Consider the following 23,548-nt stretch of genomic DNA (forward strand, 5'->3'; position numbering starts at 1 on the left):
ACTCTAAAGCTCCCGTGGTCGAATCAAATAAGCACAATGTCGTGAGCCGGAAATGGCGTGCGCGGTGCGCTCTACCCGGTAGTCGTTGCCGAACAGGCGGTGAAACAGCTGCAGCTCGGAATTGCACAGGCTACTGCAGCTGGAGCCGGCCACGCCGATCGGGCAGTGGTTTTCCACCAGCAGCGCGCCGTGCGGGTGGTCGAGCAATTCAGCCATGTAACCGTCATGTTGCCGCAGGCGCACCAGGCGGGCTAACCGGTCCTGATGGCTGCGCTCGGCGGACAGCTCTTCGGCATAACGCAGATAAAGCTGCTCTTCGCGCGCGCTGAGCAACGGTTCCACCCCGGCGCCGCCAAACAGCTGCAGCGCGGATGCCCGCAACCGCTCCTGGTCGGCGGCCGTAAAGGCATGCCCTCGCTCGGTCAGCGACCAGTAGCGCGTCGGGCGGCCGACCTTGCTGCGCGCTTCTTCGTAACAAACCAACTCACGTTTTTCCAGGGATTGCAGATGTTGTCGGATGCCCATCGGCGTGATGTCCAGACGCTCCGCCAGCATTTTGGCCGAGTGCGGGCCGAGAGCCTTTAACTGCAATAAAATCAGCTCAGGTGTTTTCATGAACCAAATCCCTATGGTGTTATTTTATTTCAAGTTGATGAAAAGGATTATCGATTAAATGCTAAAGCGCGGCTACTGCAAGGGCGCTGTTTTTAACTCCAAAGCGTTAGACGTACAGTTTAATTTACGAGCCTGGTCGGGTTTGCTGCCAGTGTGACCTGGATCAATATCTGCCTGAAACTCGCTAAAAAAATCAGATTTGATTAGTTTATGCCGCCATAGAGGGCTGCTCGCCGTTCTGGCTGCTGCAACGGCCATTCCGGGACGCTGTGACGAGTTGAAACGTTAACGAAGATAATGAGAAAACTAGAGAATTTTCACCTGCTGGTGATGCTTATCCTGTTGGTCGCCGTCGGCCAGATGGCGCAAACCATTTATGTTCCCGTTATTGCTGATATCGCCCACGATCTGTCGGTTCGCACCGGCGCCGTGCAACGGGTGATGGCGGCGTATCTGCTGACCTACGGTTTCTCCCAGCTGATTTACGGGCCGATATCGGATCGTATCGGGCGTCGTCCGGTGATCCTGACCGGCATGATGATCTTCCTGATCGGCGCGCTGGGCGCGCTGCTGTCCACTAACCTGACGATGCTGGTCGCCGCCAGCGCGATTCAGGGCATGGGCACCGGCGTGGCGGGCGTGATGGCGCGCACCATGCCGCGCGATCTGTATGCCGGCACCGCGCTGCGCTATGCCAACAGCCTGCTGAATATGGGGATTTTGGTCAGCCCGCTGCTGGCGCCGGTGATCGGCGGCGCATTGGCGATGGTGTTCGGCTGGCGTGCCAGCTACGCCTTCCTGCTGGCGCTGTGCGCCTGCGTCGCTTTCGCCATGTTCCGCTGGCTGCCGGAAACCCGCCCGGTGCAAACGGAAAAACGCCGCATGCTGGCCAGTTTCCGCCAGCTGCTGGCTGACAGCACCTTCAGCTGCTATCTGGTGATGCTGATCGGCGCGCTGGCGGGCATTGCGGTATTCGAGGCCAGCTGCGGCGTGTTGATGGGCGGCGTGTTGGGGCTGAGTGGCCTGACCGTCAGCATCCTGTTCATTCTGCCGATCCCGGCGGCGTTTTTCGGTGCCTGGTACGCCGGGCGCGACGGCAAGACCTTCCACACGCTGATGTGGCATTCGGTGATTAGCTGCCTGTTGGCGGGGGCGATGATGTGGATCCCGGGCTGGTTCGGCGTGATGAACATCTGGACGCTGATCGTGCCGGCCGCGCTGTTCTTCTTCGGCGCCGGCATGCTGTTCCCGCTGGCGACCACGGGGGCGATGGAGCCGTTCCCTTACCTGGCCGGCGCGGCGGGCGCATTGGTGGGCGGCATGCAGAATATGGGATCGGGGCTTGCGACCTGGCTTTCCGCCATGCTGCCGCAAACCGGGCAGTTCAGCCTCGGATTGCTGATGTTCGCGATGGCGCTGTTGATCTTGCTGTGCTGGTGGCCGCTGTCCAACCGGATGCAACATCAGGGGCATACCGCATAACGACAGGGCGCCATTCGGCGCCCTCATGCAGTTGACAAAGGGGGAAAAAGCGTGATTTTTCCCCCTTTGTGGTTATCAGCCGAAAATCAATAAATTGATTTTCCTGGTTTTCTATTCGTTGCTCTCTGCCAACCAGGCAAGGTCATGAGGTTTGTCATCAATCATCAGGGCGCCATTCGGCGCCCTGTTTCGTTACAGCAAAAACTCGTGCAGCGCCGGGTCTTTACGATCCAGATAGTGGGTTGAACGGATGCGGCGGATGGTGCGCGACTTGCCGCGGATCAGCAACGTTTCGGTCGTGGCCATATTGCCCTGGCGGCTGATGCCCTCCAGCAGATCGCCCTTGGTGATGCCGGTGGCGGAGAAGATCACGTTGTCGTTGTGCGCCATCTGATCCAGACGCAGCGCCTGACCGGCTTCGATACCCATCTCCCGGCAGCGCGCCAGCTCCTGTTCGCCGATGCGGCGGTTCTCGGCGCTGTCGCCTTTCACCTCATGGCGTGGCAGCAAACGCGCCTGCATGTCGCCGTCCAGCGCGCGGATCACCGCGGCTGAGATCACCCCTTCCGGCGCGCCGCCGATGCCATACATCACATCGACCTCGCTTTCCGGCATGCAGGTGAGAATGGAGGCCGCCACGTCGCCGTCAGGAATGGCGAACACCCGCACGCCGAGCTGCTGCATCTGCGCGATGACGCCGTCGTGGCGCGGTTTGGCCAAGACAATCACCGTCAGCTGCGACAGCGGTTTGCCCAGCCGGGCGGCGACGTTCTGCAGATTCTCCGCCAGCGGCAGGTTGAGATCGATGGCGCCGCGCGCCGCCGGGCCGACCACCAGCTTCTCCATGTACATGTCCGGCGCGTGCAGGAAGGTGCCGCGATCGCCCACCGCCAATACCGCCAGCGCATTGGACTGGCCCATGGCGGTCATGCGGGTGCCTTCGATCGGATCGACCGCGATGTCGACCGCGTCGCCCTGGCCGGTGCCGACCTGTTCGCCGATATACAGCATCGGCGCTTCGTCGATCTCGCCTTCGCCGATCACGATGCGCCCATCGATATCCACGTTGTTAAGCATGATGCGCATGGCGTGGACCGCCGCGCCGTCGGCGGCGTTCTTGTCGCCGCGTCCCAGCCATTTGTAGCCCGCCAGCGCGGCGGCTTCGGTAACGCGGGAAAATTCGATGGCTAATTCACGTTTCATGGCAAACCTGTCTGTGAGAAAGAGAAGAAAATATCGGCAAAGTCTATCACAGCGCGGCACCGGCGGGGCGGGGCAAAAAAAAGCGCCGCCCGCAGGCAGCGCAATTTGGGGGGTAACGACAAGGCTGGGTTTAGTCGTGCTCTTCCCACGCCTGAGCGCGAGCCACCGCTTTTTTCCAGCCGCCGTAGCGGTAGTTGCGTTCGGTGGTTTCGATGCTTGGGCGGAATTCGCGTTCAATCACCGCTTTGCTCTTCACTTCATCCAGATCGTTCCAGTAGCCGATGGCCAGGCCCGCCAGGAACGCGGCGCCCAGCGCCGTCGATTCACGCACTTCAGGGCGTTCTACGCGAGTGCCGAGAATATCGGACTGGAACTGCATCAGGAAGTTGTTGGCGACCGCGCCGCCGTCCACGCGCAGCGATTGCAGGCGAGTGTTGGCGTCGGCCTGCATGGCGTCCAGCACGTCACGGGTCTGGAAAGCGATGGATTCCAGCGTGGCGCGGATGATGTGGTTGCTGTTGGCGCCACGGGTCAGCCCGAAGATGGCACCGCGGGCGTACGGATCCCAGTAAGGGGCGCCCAGGCCGGTGAAGGCCGGCACCACATAGACGCCGTTGCTGTCTTTCACCTTGGTGGCGAAGTATTCGGAGTCGGCGGCGTCGCTGATCAGTTTCAGCTCGTCGCGCAGCCACTGGATAGACGCACCGCCGATGAACACCGCGCCTTCCAGCGCATAGTTCACTTCGCCGCGCGGGCCGCAGGCGATGGTGGTCAGCAGGCCGTTTTTCGAACGCACCGCTTCTTTGCCGGTGTTCATCAGCAGGAAGCAGCCGGTGCCGTAGGTGTTCTTCGCCATGCCCGGTTGAACGCACAGCTGGCCGTACAGCGCTGCCTGCTGGTCACCGGCGATACCGGCGATAGGAATACGCGTACCGCCCTTACCGCCGATGTTGGTCTGGCCGTACACCTCGGAGGAAGGACGGACTTTCGGCAGCATGGCGCGCGGGATATCCAGCACTTCCAGCATGCGCTCATCCCAGTCCAGCTCGTGGATGTTGAACATCATGGTGCGTGAGGCGTTGGTGTAATCGGTAACGTGTACGCGCCCCTGGGTCATTTTCCACACCAGCCAGGTATCGACGGTGCCGAACAGCAGTTCGCCGCGCTTGGCGCGCTCGCGGGCGCCTTCGACGTTGTCCAGGATCCACTTCACCTTGGTGCCGGAGAAGTACGGGTCAACCACCAGGCCGGTATTGTGACGGATGTACTCTTCCAGGCCGTCGCGCTTGAGCTTCTCGCAGATGTCGGCGGTGCGGCGGCACTGCCAGACGATGGCGTTGTAAATCGGCTTGCCGGTCTCTTTTTCCCAGACGATGGTGGTTTCGCGCTGGTTGGTGATGCCGATGCCGGCGATCTGATCGGAACTGATGTCGGCTTTCGCCAGCACTTCTACCAGCGTCGAGCTTTGCGACGCCCAGATTTCCATCGGGTCGTGCTCAACCCAGCCGGCCTTGGGATAGATCTGCGGGAATTCGCGCTGCGATACCGCAACGATGTTGGCGTCGTGATCGAGCACGACGGCGCGTGAGCTGGTGGTCCCTTGGTCGAGTGCGACAATGTATTTTTTTTCTACAGTCATGGTAATTATCCTGCTGTTGTTAACCGTGTAAAACTGCACCCATCATGCTTTGCGCTGCTGGGTCTTGGCGTCGGGCTCTTCTTCCGTCACGCAGACATCGCACGGCAGGTGGCGGCCAATCAGCGCGCGGTAACCGAAAGCGCCCAGGCCACAGCCGACGATAGGGGCGAAGATCGGCACCAGGAAGTACGGGATGTCGCGTGCGCCGGTGAAGGCGACTTTGCCCCAGCCGGCCAGGTAGGCGAACAGTTTCGGCCCGAAGTCACGCGCCGGGTTCAACGCAAAGCCGGTCAATGGTCCCATGGAGGCGCCGATCACGGCAATCAGAATACCGATCAGCAGCGGCGCCAGCGGGCCGCGCGGAATGCCGTTGCCGTCGTCGGTCAGCGCCAGGATCAGGCACATCAGAATGGCGGCGATCACCATTTCTACCAGGAAGGCCTGGCCGACGGAGATATGCGCGTTAGGGTAAGTCGAGAAGATGCTGGCCAGCTCGAGGCTTTCGTTGCTGCCGCGCACCATGTGGTGAGCCGCTTCGAAGTCGAAGAACAGGTTGTAGTACAGCCCATAGACCAGGGCGGCGGCGCAGAAGGCACCGGCGATCTGCGCAATGATGTAAGGCACCACTTTGCGCCCGTCGAAGCAGGCGAACAGCCACAGAGCGAGGGTGACCGCGGGGTTGAGATGCGCGCCGGAAATGGCGGCGGTCAGATAGATGGCCATGGCGACGCCCAGGCCCCAAATGATGCTGATTTCCCACTGGCCGAAGCTGGCGCCCGCCAGTTTCAGCGCGGCAACGCAGCCTACGCCAAAGAAGATCAGCAGCGCCGTGCCGAGGAACTCGGCGATGCACTGGCCTTTTAATGTCGGACTGGTGGTTTGGCTCATAATGTTGTTGTCCTGCAAAACGGCGGTTGTTGGTTTATAGGCTCAGTTAGGTATACATCTGACCTATGGGCACAGTTTTTTTCATCTCGTCCAATTATTGAATGAGGACGTGATGTAAATTTATCGTTAACGAACATAAACGAGAAATAGCGAAATCAAAATGTGTGTAGCTCGTCATAAAATTGAGCGATTTCGCGTCGTTTAGTGTTCTTTCTGAGCCATAAAAGTGTGATCTGACCAGTGGTTTGGCGAGGGGCGTTAACAACTCGCGGCGGCGGCGGCGGGGATTTTCAGTTTTTGCTGATGGCGGAGGCAGGAAAATTGCAACAGACTGCGCGATGATCCGGTATGTTGCTAGACAGGCGGAGACTGGCTACTTACAATCGTTTTTAACGAATCGAGACTGGCGCGCCTTCCATAACGGCGCGCGTCACTGAGCGCGATGCAATATTCGCAGTAGCTGCAGCCGACGTTGCGGCCGCTACTTATAGATGTACGCCTTGCTATCATGAGGGGACTGAAGCATGTCATTTGAAGTATTTGAGAAACTGGAAGCAAAAGTACAGCAGGCGATTGATACCATCACCTTGTTGCAGATGGAAATTGAAGAGCTGAAAGACAAAAACAACTCTCTGTCGCAGGAAGTTCAGGCTGCCTCCGGCAACCACGAAGCGCTGGTGCGCGAAAACCAACAGCTGAAAGAAGAACAGCACGTATGGCAAGATCGCCTGCGCGCTCTGCTGGGCAAAATGGAAGAGGTCTGATTCCTCACGCCAGGCAGCAACGAAAAGGGCGCCTGCGGCGCCCTTTTTCATGACCGAAAATCACTCGATGTCGAGCGGGTCTTCGGAGAGGATGATGCCGGTGTTGTCGGCATACAGGTGATCGCCGGAGAAGAAGGTGACGCCACCGAAGTTGACGCGGATATCGCTTTCCCCCACGCCTTCGCTTACCGCGCCCGCCGGGATCGCCGCCATCGCCTGAATGCCGATGTCGAGCTCTTCCAGATCGTCCACCTGACGCACCGCGCCGTACACCACAATGCCTTCCCATTCGTTCTGGGCGGCCAGGCGCGCCAGTTCGGCGTTGATCAGCGCCCGGCGTACCGAACCGCCGCCGTCGACCAACAGCACGCGGCCGCGGCCGTTTTCTTCAAGCAGATCGAACAACAGGCCGTTATCCTCAAAGCATTTCACCGTGGTGATCTGCCCGCCAAATGAAGTACGCCCGCCAAAATTGGAGAACAGAGGTTCAACAACGTTCACCTCTTCATGATAGATGTCGCAAAGTTCGGAAGTATCGTATTTCATAGGATTTTACGTCTGTTTGCCGCTGGAATGTTCAGTATATCCCTTTATTCGCCCTGTTGGCAAAATCATCAGTTTTTAACTGAGCGCCACGCCGATAGCGAACAGCAGGTTGGCCAGCAACGCCGCCTTGACCATGTGCTCCAGCATCGGCCGCATGCCGACCGGCGTCGGATCGCGCAGTACGCGCAGGCCGTGGCGCACCAGCAGCGGGATCGCCAGCACGAACAGCCAGCCCCATGGGCTGTGGAGATTGAACAGCGTAAACAGCGCGAAACACAGCACCGCGCCGCCGAGCAGCAGGGCATGGTAAATGCGCGCCTTGTGCGGGCCGAGACGCACCGCCAGCGTATTCTTGCCGTTTTCGCGATCGCTCTCGATATCGCGCAGATTGTTGATGTTGAGCACCGCCGTCGCCAGCAGGCCGCAGGCGGTGGCCGGCAGCATCACGACGCTGTCGAAGGTGTGCGTTTGCAGATAGTAGGTGCCGGCTACGCTCAGCCAGCCGAAGAATACCAGCACCGAGATGTCGCCCAGCCCCAAATACCCGTAGGGCTTGTTGCCGACGGTATAGGTGATGGCCGCCACGATAGACAGCCCGCCCAGCACCAGGAAGCCGACCACGTCGCTGGGTTGCTCGCAGGCGACGGCGATCAGCGAACAGCCGGCGAGGGCGATCAGCACCACCGTCACCACCAGCGCCCGTTTCATCTGCGCCTGGGTGATCATGCCTTTTTGCATGCCGCGCAAGGGCCCGATGCGATCTTCTTTGTCGCTGCCTTTGACGGCATCGCCGTAGTCGTTCGCCAGATTGGAGAGGATCTGCAGCAGGCCGGCAGTCAACAGCGCCAGCAGCGCCACTTCGGGTTTCAGGCTGCCGTGCCAGGCGGCGATTGCCGAACCGACCACGATGGAGGCAAAGGCCAACGGCAGGGTGCGGGGGCGTAGACTTTCCAGCCAGGCGGAGATCGGGGTGGTGGGGGTCGATGAGCTCATGTTTCGCTTCTGTCAGTAAGTTGCGGTGTCCGTTAGAAATAATTGTGGGAGGCAATGCCTCCCACACAGATGACTGACAAGACAATGATTGAGCGATTATAGGATAAAACGACTCAAATCTTCATCCGCCACCAGTTCATCCAGATGACTGCGCACGTAATCCGCATCAATTGTAATGGATTGGCCATTAATTTCACTCGCCTCGTAGGAAATATCTTCCATCAGACGCTCAAGCACGGTGTGCAGACGACGCGCGCCGATGTTCTCGGTGCTTTCGTTGACCTGCCACGCGGCTTCGGCGATGCGGCGGATGCCGTCGGCGGTGAACTCGATGTTGACGCCTTCGGTGCCCATCAGCGCTTTGTACTGCTCGGTCAGCGACGCGCTCGGCTCGGTCAGGATGCGCTCGAAGTCTTCGGTGGTCAGCGCCTGCAGCTCAACGCGGATCGGCAGACGGCCCTGCAGTTCCGGGATCAGATCCGACGGATTTGCGGTCTGGAACGCGCCGGAAGCGATGAACAGGATGTGGTCGGTCTTCACCATACCGTGCTTGGTGGACACGGTGCAGCCTTCCACCAGCGGCAGCAGATCGCGCTGCACGCCTTCGCGCGAGACGTCCGGGCCGGAGCTTTGGCCGCCGCGCTTACAGATTTTGTCGATCTCGTCGATAAACACGATGCCGTGCTGTTCAACCGCTTCGATCGCCTGCTCTTTCAGCTCTTCCGGGTTCACCAGCTTGGCGGCTTCTTCTTCCACCAGCAGCTTGAAGGCTTCTTTGATCTTCAGCTTGCGCGGCTTTTGCTTCTGGCCGCCGAGGTTCTGGAACATCGACTGCAGCTGGTTGGTCATCTCTTCCATGCCCGGAGGCGCCATGATTTCCACGCCCATCGGCGCGGCGGCCAGATCGATTTCGATCTCTTTGTCATCCAGCTGGCCTTCGCGCAGTTTCTTGCGGAATGCCTGGCGGGCGGCGGACGGTTCCTGATTTTCTTCCGGCTGGCCCCAGTTGTTTTTGGCCGGCGGGATCAGCACGTCGAGAATGCGCTCTTCGGCCAACTCTTCGGCACGGGTGCGGTTTTTCTCGATCGACTGCATGCGCACCATTTTGATGGCGGCATCGGTCAGATCGCGGATGATGGAGTCCACTTCTTTGCCCACATAGCCCACTTCGGTGAACTTGGTGGCTTCAACCTTGATGAACGGCGCGTTGGCCAGCTTCGCCAGACGGCGGGCGATTTCGGTTTTACCGACGCCGGTCGGGCCGATCATCAGAATGTTTTTCGGGGTCACTTCGTGACGCAGCATCTCGTTGAGCTGCATCCGGCGCCAGCGGTTGCGCAGGGCAATGGCGACAGCGCGTTTGGCCTTGTTTTGGCCAATGATATAGCTGTCCAGTTCGCTGACGATCTCGCGCGGGGTCATTTCAGACATGGTATTCGATCCTTACGCTTTGGAAGGCAATTCTTCAATGGTGTGGAAATGGTTGGTGTAAATACAGATGTCGCCGGCGATGTTGAGGGATTTCTCAACGATGTCGCGGGCGCTCAGCTCGGTATTTTCCAACATGGCGCGGGCTGCGGCCTGAGCGTAAGGGCCGCCGGAGCCGATGGCGATCAGATCGTTTTCCGGCTGCACCACATCGCCGTTGCCGGTGATGATCAACGAAGCGTTTTCATCGGCGACCGCCAGCAGCGCTTCGAGCTTGCGCAGCATGCGGTCGGTGCGCCAGTCTTTCGCCAGCTCGACGGCGGCTTTCACCAGGTGGCCCTGATGCATTTCCAGTTTGCGTTCAAACAGTTCAAACAGCGTGAAGGCGTCAGCGGTGCCACCGGCGAAACCGGCGATCACTTTGTCGTTATACAGGCGACGCACTTTCTTGACGTTACCCTTCATCACCGTATTACCCAGGGTTGCCTGGCCATCACCACCGATGACGACCTGGCCGTTGCGGCGTACGCTTACAATTGTTGTCACGAGCAGACCCTCGTTAAAGACGGAAAGAAGCCCCCGCAGCGCCTGCTTTCGCAGACGCTACGAGGCATATTGAGAGTATAGATGGGGGGGGATTGACGCTTTTCAACCCCCAACGGAGAGGGGAATGCAACTCGACATGCCGACGCCCTTCAGGCGCGAAAGGGTTTTGTCCGCGGCGGCGCGGCTGCTGTACGGGCCGAGCACCACGCGATTCCAACCGCCGCCGGCGGTGATGCGGCTCTCGATGCCTTCGAACGCCAGGCGCGCACGCACGGATTCAGCCTGATCGGTGGCGCGGAACGAACCGCATTGCACCATCCACTTCTGTTTTGATTCCGGTTTGGTTTCCTGCTTGGCCGTTTCCTGTTTCACTTCCGGCTTCGGTTGCGGCTTCGGCTCAGGCTGTTTCACCTGCACCGGTTGCTGGGTAGTCGGTTTTGGCTGCGGGTGCGGCTGCACCGGCGCGGTGGTGGCCCCGTTGTTGAACGGGTTGCGCGGCGGCTGGCTGACCTGCTGCTGTTGCTGCACCGGCTGCTGCTGCATTTGCTGTTGTTGCATCTGCTGCTGCTGGCGAGCGCTGCGCGCGTTGGCCTGGCCCGGATCGTTATACGGCACTTCGTTCAGCTGCGTCGGGCGCTGCTGCATGTCGGCCTGCATCTGTTCCAGCAGTTGCCGCTGTTCGGCGGTCAGCTGAGTTTTGGAATTGAGCTCGCCGCCGGCCGTCGGTTCGGTCGGGGTTTGCACGCCGATCTGCCGGTTTTCCAGCTCTTTGATGTAGCGCCAGCGTTCTTCCGGCTTCGGCGGCAGGCCGTTGCCGGGGCGCGTGGTATGCGCAGGCAACAACGGCGCGTCTTCCGGCTTGTTGTGCGTAATGAAATAGAGGCCACCGACAAAGACAACCAGCAACGCGGCGGCTAACGCCAGCACGGTTTTGGAAACCTTCGGAGAACTGCGTTTTTTACGGCTGGGGGTTTTACGCTTAGCTCCTGCTGCGCGCCCACGGCTTACATAGTCTTTTTGTGCCACTATTATTCCGCTGTGTCCTGATGAAAGGATAAGTCCGTCATGTTACTGAACCCTAAAATATTTGACTAGCGTTTCGGGGCAGCGGTGCTGCCTCTGATAATCAATTCACTGTCCAACAGCCGGGAGCCGCTGGCCACCGTCTGGCCGTTCAACTGCTCCAACAGCAACAACATCGCCTGCTGGCCGATCTGGAAGCGCGGCTGCGCCACCGTGGTCAGCGGCGGATCGCAATACTGCGCCAGCTTGAGGTCGTCAAAGCCGACGATCGACAGATCCTGCGGCACCCGCAGCCCCATTTTCTTCGCCTGGGACAGCACGCCGATCGCCATGACGTCGCTGTGGCAGAATACCGCCGTCGGCGGTTTCGGCTGTGCCATCAGCGCCGTCAGCGCTTGCGCGCCGGCTTCGTAGGTAAAATCACCCCGGGTAATATAGCTGCTTTCGACGGTAATGCCATTACGACGTAGTGCTTGAACGTAACCCTGCAGCCGATAATGGCTCAGCGGCATCTGTTCCGGCCCGGCGACGCAGGCGATCTGCCGGTGGCCCAATTGATGCAAATAATGCACGGCTTCAAAGGCGGCGGTCAGGTTGTCGATGTGCACCGTCGGCAGTTCCAGCTCGGGAGCGAACTCGTTGGCCATCACCATCGGAGGCAGGTTGCGCTGCTCTTCCTTGCTGGCGTCGAACGGCAGGTTGGAGCCCAGCAGCAGCATGCCGTCGATCTGTTTGGTGATGATCAGATTGACGAAGGTGCGCTCCTGCTGGTTTTGCTGCGCGCAGTCGCCGATCAGCACCAGATAGCCTTGTTGGGCGGCGGTCTGTTCGATCCCCTGGATCACATCGGCGAAAAACGGATCGCAGATGTCGGGCACGATCACCAGGATGGTGCGGGATTCGTTGCGCTTGATATTGCGTGACAGAGCATGAGGAGAATAACCCACGGCCAGGACGGCCTGTTCCACTTTCTGGCGCGTCGGCGTTGACACCTTTTCCGGGTTCATCAGCGCACGCGATACGGTAGCCGTTGAAACGCCCGCCATTTCGGCGACGTCTTTCATGGTCGCCATGGATAACTCTTTCTTGTGTTCCAACGCCTTTCTCCTTGCGTCAGCCCCATGCCGACGCCACTACTGCTGTTTGCTCACAATGTCCGGCATGCGGTGGCGAAATTGTTGTCATTGAGCGCCACTCGCGTTCGGGCACTCCGTCGCGCTGCGATGTGGCGACAAAATTTGCCCTCGCAGACATTCTAAACAGAATACGCCCCGCCTTTGTTACCTAATTTGCATAAAAAATGTGACCTGAGAAGGTTTTTTAGCGTTCGCTCGCAATTTCAAGGGTAAACGTTTGCACTGCGGCAGCTAAATCGGACTTTTCCGGGATCAGCTGTCGATCGGATCGACATCCAGCGTCCATTTCACCTTGCGCGTTTGCGGCAGGGTGCCGATCAGCGGCAGCGAGCTTTTCATCAGCTGTTGCAGGACGCGCCGCGTCGGGTGCTGCAGCAGCAGCTGCCAGCGGAAACGGCCGCCGCGTTTGGACTGCAGCGCCGGCACCGGGCCCATCACCCACAGCGAATCGTCCTTCAGCGGGCTGGCTTCCAGCAGGTTGCGCAGCTGCTGCAGGAACAGCGGGGCCTGCTGGTTGTCGTGATCTTCGGCGCGCACGATGATGTGGCTGGTGTAAGGCGGCAGAAACACGCTGTTGCGCTCCGCCAGCGTCTGTTTGGCGAAGGCGTCGTAACCCTGTTGCAGCAGTACCTGCAGCAGCGGGTGCTCCGGATGGTGGGTTTGCAGCAGCACGTCACCCTGTTTGCCCGCGCGGCCGGCCCGCCCGGAGACCTGGGTATACAGCTGAGCGAAACGCTCGGCGGAGCGGAAGTCGGCGGAGAACAGCGCGCCGTCCACGTCCAGCAACGCCACCAGCGTGACGTCGGGAAAATGGTGGCCCTTGGCCAGCATCTGCGTGCCGATCAGAATGCGCGCTTCGCCGCGATGAATATCCGCCAGGTGCTGCTCCAGCGCCCCTTTGCGGCTGGTGGTGTCGCGATCGATGCGGGTGATCGGCGTGTCGGGGAACAGCGGCGCCAGCTCCTGCTCCAGCTGTTCGGTGCCGACGCCGACCGACACCAGGTGAGTGGAGCCGCACTGTGGGCACTGGTGCGGCACCGGCCGCTGGCTGTCGCAGTGGTGGCAGCGCAGCTGGCGCTGGTGCTGGTGGAAGGTGTAGTAGTGATCGCAGCGCTGGCATTCGGCGATCCAGCCGCACTCGTGGCAAAGCAGCGCCGGGGCATAACCGCGGCGGTTGAGGAACAGCATCACCTGATTGCCGGCTTTTAAATGGTGCTGCATGCTTTTCAAAAGCGGTTGCGACAGGCCGACCTTCAGCGGCAGCCCCTTTAGATCGATCAGGTGCTGCGTTGCCGGTTTGGCGTTGCCCGCGCGCTGGGTGAGCTTCAGCTGGCGATATTTACCCAGTTGCACGTTGTGCAGCGTTTCCAATGCCGGGGTCGCGGAGCCCATTACCATCGGGATGTCCTCTTCCCGGGCGCGGAACACCGCCAGATCGCGGGCGTGGTAGCGCCAGCCTTCCTGCTGTTTATAAGAGCTGTCATGCTCTTCGTCGATGATGATTACGCCCAACTGACGGAACGGCGTGAACAGCGCCGAACGGGTGCCGATGACGATGGCGGCTTCGCCGCTGCGCGCGCGCAGCCAAACCGCCAGCCGTTCGCTGTCGTTCAGCCCGGAGTGCAGCACGTCTACCGGCGCGTTGAAGCGCTCGCGAAAGCGGGCGATGGTTTGCGGCGTCAGGCCGATTTCCGGCACCAGCACCAGCGCCTGTCGGCCTTTGGCCAGCACGTTTTCCAGCACGCTGAGGTAGACTTCGGTCTTGCCGGAGCCGGTTACCCCCGCCAACAGCCAGGCGGCGAACTGCTCATCCTCGCTTCTGATCGCCCCGACGGCGGTAGCCTGCTCGGTGTTCAGCCGCAGCCGCTCGCCGAGCACTGCGAAGTTGGGGCGCCAGTCGTGCGTATCCGCGACCTGAGCGCGCAGATCGATCAGCCCTTTGGCGCGCAGCGCCTGCAGGGCGCTTTCCGTCAACTCAAGCTGGCTGACCTGATGGCGATAGACCGGGCGTTGCAGCAGCGCCGCCAGCGCCTGCTGCTGTTTCGGCGCGCGTTTCAGGCTTTCGGGCGGGGTGGCGCGCCCCTCTTCGGTGGCGAACCATTGCCACAGCGGCGCGGCCTCGGCCGGTTTGCCTTGCCGCAGCAGGATCGGCAGCGCATGGAACAGCACTTCGCCGATGGGGTAGTGATAGTAATCGCTGGCCCAGCGCAGGATGCGCCACAGGCTGGGGGAGAACAGCGATTCGGCGTCGATCACGCTGTCGATCGGTTTGAGCTTGTCCAGCGGCAGTTCACTGGTGTCGCTGCAGCCGGTGACGATGCCGATCGCATGCTGCCTGCCCCAGGGCACGCCCACGCGCGCGCCGGCCACCGGCTGCATGCCGGGCGGCAGCAGATAGTCGAAGGTGCGGGCGAGGGGAACCGGCAAGGCAACGTGTACGACGGGCATGATCTCATCCAAATTGAAAAAAGTGGGCATCAGTTTACACGGCGCATCGGCAAATGTACGGTTCCGATTGCGCGCGCCGGCTAATGCTGTATAATTTGCCGCCTTTGGTATAATTCGATACCAAAATTCTATTATCAACCACGTGTGGTGTCTGGCGAAACAGGGCTGGATAGCGACACGGCCTTAACTGAGGTTTCCCATGAAACAAGGTATCCACCCAAAATACGAAGAAGTTACTGCTAACTGCTCTTGCGGTAACGTGATGAAGATCCGCTCCACCGTGGGCCACGATCTGAACCTGGACGTTTGTGGCGCATGCCACCCGTTCTACACTGGCAAGCAGCGTGACGTGGCTACCGGTGGCCGCGTTGACCGCTTCAACAAGCGTTTCAGCGTACCAGGCGCTAAGAAATAAGATTTCTTATCGTCCGATGAAAAAGGCGCCTTTGGCGCCTTTTTTCGTTTCTGCCGCCGGCGTTCGCCGGGCGGTTCTCAATATTCCCAGGTATCGGGATCGACACCCAGTTCGCGCATCAACACTTTTGCGGCTTCCGGGATTTCATCGCTGCGCTCTTTGCGCAGGTCTTCATCGTTCGGCAGCGGCTGGCCGGTAAAGGCATGCAGAAACGCTTCGCACAGCAGTTCGCTGTTGGTGGCGTGGCGCAGGTTGTTCACCTGGCGACGGGTCCGTTCGTCGGTGAGGATTTTCAGGACCTTCAGCGGAATGGATACCGTGATCTTTTTGACTTGCTCGCTTTTTTTACCGTGTTCAGCGTAAGGGCTGACATACTCGCCGTTCCACTCAGCCATGGGACACCTTAACTTTGTCAGAAAAATTACAAAATTCTAAAAACCGGCCAATTATGCCCGATCTTCACTGTTCTCACTAAATAAATGTCAATTTTACGCGACCAGGGTCACTGAATGCCCCGCTTCGGCCGGGCATTGTGGCTTAACATCTTATCGTCATGTCATATCGGCATAATTTTAGCGGGTATTGTGTCATTGCTCAATCTATACGCAAAGAAGTTTAGATGTCCAGATGTATTGACGTCTATCAATCCTGCGATTACTCTTTAGGCCTCATTCACCGAACCGAGAGCCGAGCGAGCCCATGACGCGTAAACCAGCCACGATTGCCGTACGCAGCGGCCTGAACGACGACGAACAGTACGGCTGCGTCGTCCCGCCGATTCATCTGTCCAGCACCTATAACTTTACCGACTTCAATCAACCCCGAGCCCATGATTACTCGCGCCGCGGCAACCCGACGCGCGACGTGGTGCAACGCGCGTTGGCGGAGCTGGAGGGCGGCGCCGGCGCGGTGATGACCGGCAGCGGGATGTCGGCGATCCATTTGGTGACCACCGTGCTGCTGAAGCCCGGCGATCTGCTGGTGGCGCCGCACGACTGCTACGGCGGCAGCTATCGGCTGTTCGACAGCCTGAGCAAGCGCGGCGCCTATCGCGTGCTGTTCGTCGATCAGGGTAATGAAGAAGCCCTGCAGCAGGCGCTGGCGCAAAAACCGAAGCTGGTGTTGATTGAAAGCCCCAGCAATCCGCTGCTGCGGGTGGTGGACATTGCGGCGATCTGCGCTGCCGCGCACGCGGCGGGCGCGTTGACGGTGGTGGACAACACTTTCCTCAGCCCGGCCCTGCAACAACCGATCGAACTCGGCGCCGATCTGGTGGTCCATTCTTGCACCAAATACCTGAACGGGCATTCGGACGTGGTGGCCGGCGCGGTGATTGCCAAAGATCCCGAGCTGGCGGTCGAATTGGCCTGGTGGGCGAACAATATCGGCGTGACCGGCGGCGCGTTCGACAGCTATCTGCTGCTGCGCGGCATGCGCACGCTGTCGCCGCGCATCAAGGCGGCGCAGCAAAACGCCGAAGCGATTGTCGGCTATTTACAGCAGCAACCGCTGGTGAAAAAGCTGTATCATCCCTCCCTGCCGGAAAATCCGGGGCATGAGATCGCCCGCCGGCAGCAGCGCGGTTTCGGCGCGATGCTGAGCTTTGAACTGGACGGCGATGAAGCGGTGCTGCGCCGTTTTCTCTCTGCCCTTGAGCTGTTTACTCTGGCAGAATCGCTGGGCGGCGTAGAAAGCCTGATCTCGCATGCAGCGACCATGACCCACGCCGGCATGGCGGCGGAGGCGAGGGCAGCGGCCGGCATCTCCGAGAGCCTGCTGCGCATTTCCGTGGGTATTGAAGACAGTGAAGATTTGATTGCCGATCTGGAACGCGCTTTCCAGGCGGCGGCAACGAGGTAAGCATGAATGCAATTGCTGTAGCAGGGCCGGTGAGTGGGCGTCAACTGCACAAGTTTGGCGGCAGCAGTCTGGCGGATGTGAAGTGTTATCTGCGTGTGGCCGGGATTATGGCGGAATACAGCCAGCCGGGCGACATGATGGTGGTATCGGCCGCCGGCAGTACCACCAACCAGTTGATCAACTGGCTGAAGCTCAGCCAGAGCGATCGCCTGTCTGCGCACCAGGTGCAGCAGACGTTGCGTCGTTATCACAGCGATCTTATCAGCGGCCTGCTGCCGCCGGAAAGCGCCGAGCCGCTGATCGCCGAGTTCATTCAGGATCTGGAACGTCTGGCGGTGCTGCTGGACGGCAAAGTCGACGAGGTGTGCTATGCCGAAGTGGTCGGGCACGGCGAGATCTGGTCGGCGCGCCTGATGGCGGCGGTGCTCAACCACCTGGATATGCAGGCGGCCTGGCTGGATGCGCGTGATTTCCTGCGCGCCGAGCGCGCCGCGCAGCCGCAGGTGGATGAAGGCCGTTCTTATCCGCTGCTGCAGCAATTGTTGGCTCAACATCCGGGCAAGCGCCTGGTGGTGACCGGCTTCATTTCGCGCAACGACGCCGGGGAAACCGTGCTGTTGGGGCGTAACGGCAGCGACTACTCCGCCACTCAGGTCGGCGCGTTGGCCGGCGCGGCGCGCGTCACCATCTGGAGCGACGTGGCCGGGGTGTACAGCGCCGACCCGCGCAAGGTGAAAGACGCCTGCCTGCTGCCGCTGCTGCGCCTGGACGAAGCCAGCGAGCTGGCGCGCCTGGCGGCGCCGGTGTTGCATACCCGCACCCTGCAGCCGGTCTCCGGCAGCGATATCGATCTTCAGCTGCGCTGCAGCTACCAGCCGGAGCAGGGCTCGACGCGCATCGAGCGCGTATTGGCGTCCGGCACCGGCGCCAAGATTGTCACCAGCCACGATGACGTGTGTCTGATTGAGCTGCACGTCGCCGCTCAGCATGACTTCAAACTGGCGCAGAAAGAGTTGGATCTGGTGCTCAAGCGCGCGCAGATCAAACCGCTGGCGGTGGGCATCCATCCTGATCGCAATCGGGTGCAGCTGTGCTACACCTCCGAGGTGGTCAACAGCGCGCTGGCGATCCTGCAGGCCTCGGCGCTGCCGGGTGAACTGCACCTGCGCGAAGGGTTGGCGCTGGTGGCGATGGTCGGCGCCGGGGTGTGCAAGAACCCGCTGCACAGCCACCGTTTCTATCAGCAGCTGAAAGATCAGCCGGTCGAATTTATCTGGCAGGCGGAAGATGGCATCAGCCTGGTGGCGGTATTGCGCCAGGGGCCGACCGCGCTGCTGATCCAGGGGCTGCACCAAAGCTTGTTCCGCGCCGAGAAGCGCATCGGTCTGGTGCTGTTCGGCAAGGGTAACATTGGGTCGCGCTGGCTGGAGCTGTTTGCCCGCGAGCAGACCAATATTTCCGCGCGCAGCGGCTTCGAATTTATCCTGGCGGGGGTGGTGGACAGCCGCCGCAGCCTGCTGAACTACGAAGGGCTGGACGCCAGCCGCGCATTGGCGTTCTTTGAGGACGAGGCGCAGGCGCTCGACGAAGAGTCGCTGTTCCTGTGGATGCGCGCGCACCCGTTCGACGATCTGGTGGTGCTCGACGTGACCGCCAGCGAAGAGCTGGCCGGGCAGTATCTGGATTTCGCCAGCTACGGTTTCCACGTGATTAGCGCCAACAAGCTGGCGGGAGCCTCGTGCAGCGATACCTATCGCCAAATTCGCGACGCCTTCGCCAAAACCGGCCGCCACTGGCTGTACAACGCCACCGTCGGCGCCGGTCTGCCGGTCAACCACACGGTGCGCGATCTGCGCGACAGCGGCGACAGCATTTTGGCGATCAGCGGCATCTTCTCCGGCACGCTTTCCTGGCTGTTCCTGCAGTATGACGGCACGGTGCCGTTCACCGAGCTGGTGGATCAGGCCTGGCAGCAGGGGCTGACCGAACCGGATCCGCGGGTCGATCTCTCCGGCCAGGACGTGATGCGCAAGTTGGTGATCCTGGCGCGCGAAGCGGGCTACGACATCGAACCTAACCAGGTGCGGGTCGAGTCGCTGGTGCCGGCGGGCTGCGAGCAGGGCTCCGTCGATCAGTTCTTCGAGAACGGCGAGGCGCTGAACCAGCAGATGCAGCAGCGTTTTGAGGCCGCCAGCGAAATGGGCCTGGTGCTGCGTCACGTGGCGCGTTTCGACGCCAACGGCAAGGCGCGGGTCGGCGTGGAGGCGGTGCGTCCTGAGCATCCGCTGGCCTCGTTGCTGCCGTGCGACAACGTGTTCGCCATCGAAAGCCGCTGGTATCGCGATAATCCGCTGGTGATCCGCGGGCCGGGCGCCGGCCGCGACGTGACCGCCGGAGCGATCCAGTCAGACCTTAACCGGTTGGCGCAGCTGCTTTAATCCTCTGCGGGCGCGGGTTCACCGCGCCCCTTTGCTTTTCCTGCCATACTTATCCCTGCCGCCGTCATGAAATTCCCTCGTTGAGCGGGTGAAGATTAATCATCTTATTCCCCTCATTTTCCTGTTGACTCTTTAGCCAACATGCGGCATTTTCTATCTAGACGTCTAAACGTATAGACGCTCATCAAGATGAAAAAAACAGTGATTGATAAGAGGTGAGCAGGGTATGAGCTTTTTCCACGCAAACCAGCGGGAAGCGCTGAATCAGAGTCTGGCGGAGTTGAACGGCCAGATTAACGTATCATTCGAGTTCTTCCCGCCGCGCACCAGCGAGATGGAAGAGACCCTGTGGCAGTCGATCGATCGTCTGAGCATCCTCAAACCCAAATTCGTTTCCGTCACCTACGGCGCCAACTCCGGCGAGCGCGATCGCACCCACAGCATCATCAAGGGGATCAAGGAGCGCACCGGCCTGGAGGCGGCGCCGCACCTGACCTGCATCGACGCCAGCCCGGCGCAGCTGCGCGACATCGCGGCCGATTATTGGAACAGCGGCATTCGCCATATCGTGGCGCTGCGCGGCGATCTGCCGCCGGGCGGCGGCAAGCCGGACATGTACGCGACCGATCTGGTGGCGCTGCTGAAAGACGTGGGCGACTTCGACATTTCCGTCGCCGCCTACCCGGAAGTGCACCCGGAGGCGAAGAGCGCCCAGGCCGATTTAATCAACCTGAAGCGCAAGATCGACGCCGGCGCCAGCCGCGCCATCACCCAGTTCTTCTTCGACGTTGAGAGCTACCTGCGCTTCCGCGACCGCTGCGTCGCCGCCGGTATCGACGTGGAAATCGTGCCGGGCATTCTGCCGGTATCCAACTTCAAGCAGCTGCAGCGCTTCGCCACCATGACCAACGTGCGGGTGCCAAGCTGGATGACCAGCATGTTCGAAGGGCTGGACGACGATGCGGAGACCCGCAAAATGGTCGGCGCCAACATCGCCATGGACATGGTGAAGATCCTCAGCCGCGAAGGCGTGAAAGATTTCCACTTCTATACGCTGAACCGCGCCGAGATGAGCTACGCCATCTGCCACACGCTGGGCGTGCGCCCGGTGGCCGCCGCCTGACAGGCCTGTTCCATTGAAAAAGGGCGTCGCTTACCGCGGCGCCCTTTTTTTGTGGGGAAGACAAGACATAAAAAAAAGGCCCCGATAAACGGGGCCGCGATGAGGCTCGCTAGCCGGTGTTGCGCATCCCGGCGGCGACGCCGGCGATGGTGACCATCAGCGCCTGCTCGACGCGGGCGTCCGGCTGCTCCTGCTGGCGCGAACGGTGCAGCAGTTCGGCCTGCAAGACGTTCAGCGGGTCGGTATAAACGTTGCGCAGCGCGATGGATTCGGCAATCCACGGCAGGTCTTCCATCAGGTGCGCATCGTTGGCGATGGTCAGCACCACCTTGATGTCGCTTTCCAGCTGATCGCGCAGCTGTTGGCCCAGCGGCCACAGCGATTTATCCACCAGGCGCTGATCGTAGTATTCCGCCAGCCAAAGGTCGGCCTTGGCGAACACCATTTCCAGCATGGCGATGCGGGTGGAGAAGAACGGCCAGTCGCGACACATCGCCTCCAGTTCCGCCTGTTTGCCGGCTTTCACCGCCTCCTGCAATCCGGCGCCGGCGCCGAGCCAGGCCGGCAGCATCAGGCGGTTCTGCGTCCAGGCGAAGATCCACGGAATGGCGCGCAGGCTCTCTACGCCGCCGTTCGGCTTGCGTTTGGCCGGGCGTGAGCCCAGCGGCAGTTTACCCAGCTCCAGCTCCGGCGTGGCCGCGCGGAAGTAAGGCACGAAGTCCGGGTTTTCACGCACGTAGCCGCGATACATCCGGCATGAGGTGTCTGACAGATCGTCCATCAGCGCCCGCCATTCTTTCTTCGGTTCCGGCGGCGGCAGCAGGTTGGCCTCGAGGATCGCGCCAGCATACAGCGCCAGGCTGCTGATGGTGACTTCCGGCAGGCCGAACTTGAAGCGGATCATCTCTCCCTGTTCGGTGACGCGCAGGCCGCCCTTGAGGCTGCCCGGCGGCTGCGACAGCAGCGCCGCATGCGCCGGTGCGCCGCCGCGGCCGATGGAACCGCCGCGCCCATGGAACAACGTCAGCGCCACGCCGGCTTTTTCACAGGTTTTGATCAGCGCGTCCTGCGCGCGGTACTGCGCCCAGGAAGCGGCCATCACGCCGGCGTCTTTCGCCGAGTCGGAGTAGCCGATCATTACCATCTGTTTGCCCTGAATAAAGCCGCGATACCAGTCGATATTCAGCAGCTGAGTCATCACGTCGTCGGCGTTGTTCAGATCGTCGAGAGTTTCGAACAGCGGGGCGACCGGCAGCGCGAACGGGCAGCCGGCCTCTTTCAGCAGCAGGTGCACCGCCAGCACGTCGGAAGGCGTGCGCGCCATCGAAATCACGTAGGCGGCGATCGAGCCCTGCGGCGCTTCGGCGATCACCCGGCAGGTTTCCAGCACTTCCTGCGTGTCGGCGCTCGGTTGCCATTTCAGCGGCACCAGCGGGCGTTTGGAGTTCAGTTCGCGGATCAGGAACGCCTGTTTATCGGCTTCCGACCAGCTTTCATAGTCGCCCAGCCCCAGGTAGCGGGTCAGCTCGGCGATGGCCTCGGTATGGCGGGTGCTTTCCTGGCGCACGTCGATGCGCACCAGCGGCACGCCGAAGCAGCGCACGCGGCGCAGGGTATCCAGCAGCTGACCGTTGGCGATGATGCCCATGCCGCAGGCCTGCAGCGATTGGTAGCAGGCATACAGCGGCTCCCACAGCTGCTCGTTGTTCACCAGCAGGTCGTGCGGCTTCAGCACGCGTTCGCCTTTCAGGCGGCCTTCCAGATAGGCCTGGGAGCTCATCAGCTGGCTGCGCAGCTGCTTCATGATTTCGCGGTACGGTTCCTGCACCTCGTCACCGCCGGCGCGGGCGCGCAGCTCCGGGGTGCATTCGGTCATCGACAACTCGGAGACCAGCACCTGAATATCGCGGGTGAACAGGTCGCAGGCTTTCCAGCGGCTGAGCAACAGCACATGGCGGGTGATTTCGGCTGTCACGTTCGGGTTGCCGTCGCGGTCGCCGCCCATCCAGGAGGTGAAGCGCACCGGCACAGCTTCCGCCGGCAGGCTGTAATCGATGGAGTTTTCCAACTGCTCGTTGAACTCGCGCAGGAACGCCGGCACGCCTTCCCACAGGCTGTTTTCCACTACCGCGAAGCCCCATTTGGCTTCGTCGATCGGGGAAGGGCGATGTTTGCGAATTTCATCGGTGTGCCACGACTGGGCCACCAGCTGGCGCAGGCGGCGCATGATCTTGTTGCGCTCGTAGTCGGCCAGATCGTTGTGATCGAGCTGGCTGAGACAGGTGTTGACCTCCACCAGCTTGTGGATCAGGGTGCGGCGGGTGATCTCCGTCGGGTGCGCCGTCAGTACCAGCTCGATGGAAAGTTGCGACACCGCGTGCTGCAGCTCTTTGTCGCTGAGCTTTTTGTCTTTGAGGCGGCTGAACAGCTGTGCCAGCGCTTCCGGGTTGCTGGCGGCCTCGCCGTTGGGCGAAATGCTGTGGTACTGCTCGGCGACGTTGGTCAGGTTGAGGAACTGGCTGAAGGCGCGCGCCACCGGCAGCAGCTCGTCGTTGGACAGGTTCTGCAGGGTGGAGAGCAGCTCCTGGCGATGCGCTTCGTTGCCGGCGCGTGAGGATTTGGAAAGCTTACGGATGGTCTCAACGCGATCGAGAATATGCTCGCCCAGCGCTTCTTTGATGGTATCGCCGAGCAATTTGCCGAGCATACTGACATTACTGCGCATTGCCGAATATTGTTCGTTCATATAACCCCTGACCCAGTTCTGTATGATTTTTATCTTGTAAATAAATTTCACGCGTCAGGCGCAGACCGCCTGCCTGATCACATCGCGTTCCTGTCCAATCGTCAATTGACACTATTTTTAGCAAAAAAACATCAAAATCGGCGCATTTTCTGAAATTTAATTACGCCGTATCGGTTATCAGCGTGGCTTATTTCGCCGTTTTCTACTTATTTTGAGTTAGGGGAAGCATAGCGCGTTTCCCCTGTTAAATGTCGG

General features: G+C 60.7%; 19 protein-coding genes. 6 read left to right on the top strand and 13 right to left on the bottom strand.

All coding sequences use genetic code 11. The annotated features are described in order from the left end of the window. Nucleotides 1–3: 3 nt before the first annotated feature. A complete protein-coding gene (locus ACJ8HN_RS23605; RefSeq protein ID WP_049195683.1) occupies nucleotides 4–615 on the bottom strand; it encodes a helix-turn-helix transcriptional regulator in 612 nt (203 codons plus the stop codon). A gap of 297 nt (nucleotides 616–912) precedes the next feature. Here ACJ8HN_RS23605 and emrD point away from each other — a divergent pair, with 297 nt between their 5' ends. Next, nucleotides 913–2,097, top strand: a complete 1,185-nt coding sequence (emrD, locus tag ACJ8HN_RS23610) for a multidrug efflux MFS transporter EmrD (RefSeq protein WP_033649888.1) — start codon at nucleotides 913–915, stop codon at nucleotides 2,095–2,097. 192 nt (nucleotides 2,098–2,289) lie between these two features. Here emrD and glpX read toward each other — a convergent pair whose 3' ends face one another. The 3 genes from glpX to ACJ8HN_RS23625 all read right to left on the bottom strand — a co-directional run bounded on the left by glpX (nucleotide 2,290) and on the right by ACJ8HN_RS23625 (nucleotide 5,827). Beyond that, on the bottom strand, nucleotides 2,290–3,300 hold the full coding sequence (glpX, locus tag ACJ8HN_RS23615) for a class II fructose-bisphosphatase (RefSeq protein ID WP_033654536.1): 1,011 nt from the start codon (nucleotides 3,298–3,300) through the stop codon (nucleotides 2,290–2,292). A gap of 130 nt (nucleotides 3,301–3,430) precedes the next feature. Continuing rightward, on the bottom strand, nucleotides 3,431–4,939 hold the full coding sequence (gene glpK / locus ACJ8HN_RS23620; RefSeq protein ID WP_033654537.1) for a glycerol kinase GlpK: 1,509 nt from the start codon (nucleotides 4,937–4,939) through the stop codon (nucleotides 3,431–3,433). Nucleotides 4,940–4,981: 42 nt separating this feature from the next. Continuing rightward, nucleotides 4,982–5,827, bottom strand: a complete 846-nt coding sequence (locus ACJ8HN_RS23625; protein WP_049195738.1) for an MIP/aquaporin family protein — start codon at nucleotides 5,825–5,827, stop codon at nucleotides 4,982–4,984. A 524-nt stretch (nucleotides 5,828–6,351) separates the two neighbouring features. Between ACJ8HN_RS23625 and zapB the strand changes: the two genes are divergently transcribed. Then, entirely contained in the window at nucleotides 6,352–6,591 is a 240-nt protein-coding gene (gene zapB, locus ACJ8HN_RS23630; protein ID WP_004931092.1) for a septal ring assembly protein ZapB, read from the top strand. A 60-nt stretch (nucleotides 6,592–6,651) separates the two neighbouring features. On the opposite strand, the gene rraA is transcribed toward zapB, so the two are convergent. The 7 genes from rraA to priA all read right to left on the bottom strand — a co-directional run bounded on the left by rraA (nucleotide 6,652) and on the right by priA (nucleotide 14,711). After that, the gene (gene rraA, locus ACJ8HN_RS23635) at nucleotides 6,652–7,137 is read right to left on the bottom strand and encodes a ribonuclease E activity regulator RraA (RefSeq protein ID WP_004931090.1); all 486 of its coding nucleotides are present in this window, start codon (nucleotides 7,135–7,137) and stop codon (nucleotides 6,652–6,654) included. Between the two features lie 75 nt (nucleotides 7,138–7,212). Continuing rightward, the gene (locus tag ACJ8HN_RS23640) at nucleotides 7,213–8,130 is read right to left on the bottom strand and encodes a 1,4-dihydroxy-2-naphthoate polyprenyltransferase (RefSeq protein ID WP_033636436.1); all 918 of its coding nucleotides are present in this window, start codon (nucleotides 8,128–8,130) and stop codon (nucleotides 7,213–7,215) included. 96 nt (nucleotides 8,131–8,226) lie between these two features. Continuing rightward, nucleotides 8,227–9,561 (bottom strand): HslU--HslV peptidase ATPase subunit, encoded by a 1,335-nt coding sequence (gene hslU, locus ACJ8HN_RS23645; RefSeq protein ID WP_060423742.1) that lies wholly within the window; start codon nucleotides 9,559–9,561, stop codon nucleotides 8,227–8,229. A 12-nt stretch (nucleotides 9,562–9,573) separates the two neighbouring features. After that, nucleotides 9,574–10,104, bottom strand: coding sequence for an ATP-dependent protease subunit HslV (gene hslV / locus ACJ8HN_RS23650; protein ID WP_033649891.1), 531 nt, complete (start codon nucleotides 10,102–10,104; stop codon nucleotides 9,574–9,576). A gap of 102 nt (nucleotides 10,105–10,206) precedes the next feature. Further along, a complete protein-coding gene (gene ftsN, locus ACJ8HN_RS23655; protein WP_442518075.1) occupies nucleotides 10,207–11,130 on the bottom strand; it encodes a cell division protein FtsN in 924 nt (307 codons plus the stop codon). A gap of 65 nt (nucleotides 11,131–11,195) precedes the next feature. After that, a complete protein-coding gene (cytR, locus tag ACJ8HN_RS23660) occupies nucleotides 11,196–12,224 on the bottom strand; it encodes a DNA-binding transcriptional regulator CytR (RefSeq protein WP_004931082.1) in 1,029 nt (342 codons plus the stop codon). Nucleotides 12,225–12,515: 291 nt separating this feature from the next. After that, nucleotides 12,516–14,711, bottom strand: coding sequence for a primosomal protein N' (gene priA / locus ACJ8HN_RS23665; RefSeq protein ID WP_033649904.1), 2,196 nt, complete (start codon nucleotides 14,709–14,711; stop codon nucleotides 12,516–12,518). Nucleotides 14,712–14,910: 199 nt separating this feature from the next. Here priA and rpmE point away from each other — a divergent pair, with 199 nt between their 5' ends. Further along, nucleotides 14,911–15,126, top strand: a complete 216-nt coding sequence (gene rpmE, locus ACJ8HN_RS23670) for a 50S ribosomal protein L31 (protein WP_004931078.1) — start codon at nucleotides 14,911–14,913, stop codon at nucleotides 15,124–15,126. Nucleotides 15,127–15,203: 77 nt separating this feature from the next. Here the strand turns inward: rpmE and metJ are convergent, their stop codons facing one another. Further along, nucleotides 15,204–15,521: a met regulon transcriptional regulator MetJ gene (metJ, locus tag ACJ8HN_RS23675; RefSeq protein WP_006317756.1), complete on the bottom strand. Its 318-nt coding sequence runs from the start codon at nucleotides 15,519–15,521 to the stop codon at nucleotides 15,204–15,206. A gap of 304 nt (nucleotides 15,522–15,825) precedes the next feature. Between metJ and metB the strand changes: the two genes are divergently transcribed. From metB to metF, 3 genes are all read left to right on the top strand, one after another. After that, nucleotides 15,826–16,986: a cystathionine gamma-synthase gene (gene metB, locus ACJ8HN_RS23680; RefSeq protein ID WP_060448501.1), complete on the top strand. Its 1,161-nt coding sequence runs from the start codon at nucleotides 15,826–15,828 to the stop codon at nucleotides 16,984–16,986. A gap of 2 nt (nucleotides 16,987–16,988) precedes the next feature. After that, the gene (locus tag ACJ8HN_RS23685; protein ID WP_033649894.1) at nucleotides 16,989–19,424 is read left to right on the top strand and encodes a bifunctional aspartate kinase/homoserine dehydrogenase II; all 2,436 of its coding nucleotides are present in this window, start codon (nucleotides 16,989–16,991) and stop codon (nucleotides 19,422–19,424) included. Between the two features lie 226 nt (nucleotides 19,425–19,650). After that, nucleotides 19,651–20,547 (top strand): methylenetetrahydrofolate reductase, encoded by an 897-nt coding sequence (metF, locus tag ACJ8HN_RS23690; protein WP_033636430.1) that lies wholly within the window; start codon nucleotides 19,651–19,653, stop codon nucleotides 20,545–20,547. A gap of 109 nt (nucleotides 20,548–20,656) precedes the next feature. On the opposite strand, the gene ppc is transcribed toward metF, so the two are convergent. After that, nucleotides 20,657–23,293, bottom strand: coding sequence for a phosphoenolpyruvate carboxylase (gene ppc, locus ACJ8HN_RS23695; RefSeq protein ID WP_033638623.1), 2,637 nt, complete (start codon nucleotides 23,291–23,293; stop codon nucleotides 20,657–20,659). Nucleotides 23,294–23,548: the final 255 nt, after the last annotated feature.

The organism is Serratia sp. CY29653 (assembly GCF_052169255.1).
Classification (GTDB): domain Bacteria; phylum Pseudomonadota; class Gammaproteobacteria; order Enterobacterales; family Enterobacteriaceae; genus Serratia; species Serratia sarumanii.

Coding starts and splice junctions, on each gene's coding strand:
- glpK (WP_033654537.1), bottom strand. CDS start 4,939: ATGACTGTAGAAAAAAAATACATTGTCGCACTCGACCAAGGGACCACC.
- glpX (WP_033654536.1), bottom strand. CDS start 3,300: ATGAAACGTGAATTAGCCATCGAATTTTCCCGCGTTACCGAAGCCGCC.
- metJ (WP_006317756.1), bottom strand. CDS start 15,521: ATGGCTGAGTGGAACGGCGAGTATGTCAGCCCTTACGCTGAACACGGT.
- metB (WP_060448501.1), top strand. CDS start 15,826: ATGACGCGTAAACCAGCCACGATTGCCGTACGCAGCGGCCTGAACGAC.
- rpmE (WP_004931078.1), top strand. CDS start 14,911: ATGAAACAAGGTATCCACCCAAAATACGAAGAAGTTACTGCTAACTGC.
- metF (WP_033636430.1), top strand. CDS start 19,651: ATGAGCTTTTTCCACGCAAACCAGCGGGAAGCGCTGAATCAGAGTCTG.
- ACJ8HN_RS23640 (WP_033636436.1), bottom strand. CDS start 8,130: ATGAGCTCATCGACCCCCACCACCCCGATCTCCGCCTGGCTGGAAAGT.
- rraA (WP_004931090.1), bottom strand. CDS start 7,137: ATGAAATACGATACTTCCGAACTTTGCGACATCTATCATGAAGAGGTG.
- ppc (WP_033638623.1), bottom strand. CDS start 23,293: ATGAACGAACAATATTCGGCAATGCGCAGTAATGTCAGTATGCTCGGC.
- zapB (WP_004931092.1), top strand. CDS start 6,352: ATGTCATTTGAAGTATTTGAGAAACTGGAAGCAAAAGTACAGCAGGCG.
- priA (WP_033649904.1), bottom strand. CDS start 14,711: ATGCCCGTCGTACACGTTGCCTTGCCGGTTCCCCTCGCCCGCACCTTC.
- emrD (WP_033649888.1), top strand. CDS start 913: ATGAGAAAACTAGAGAATTTTCACCTGCTGGTGATGCTTATCCTGTTG.
- ACJ8HN_RS23625 (WP_049195738.1), bottom strand. CDS start 5,827: ATGAGCCAAACCACCAGTCCGACATTAAAAGGCCAGTGCATCGCCGAG.
- hslU (WP_060423742.1), bottom strand. CDS start 9,561: ATGTCTGAAATGACCCCGCGCGAGATCGTCAGCGAACTGGACAGCTAT.
- ACJ8HN_RS23605 (WP_049195683.1), bottom strand. CDS start 615: ATGAAAACACCTGAGCTGATTTTATTGCAGTTAAAGGCTCTCGGCCCG.
- ACJ8HN_RS23685 (WP_033649894.1), top strand. CDS start 16,989: ATGAATGCAATTGCTGTAGCAGGGCCGGTGAGTGGGCGTCAACTGCAC.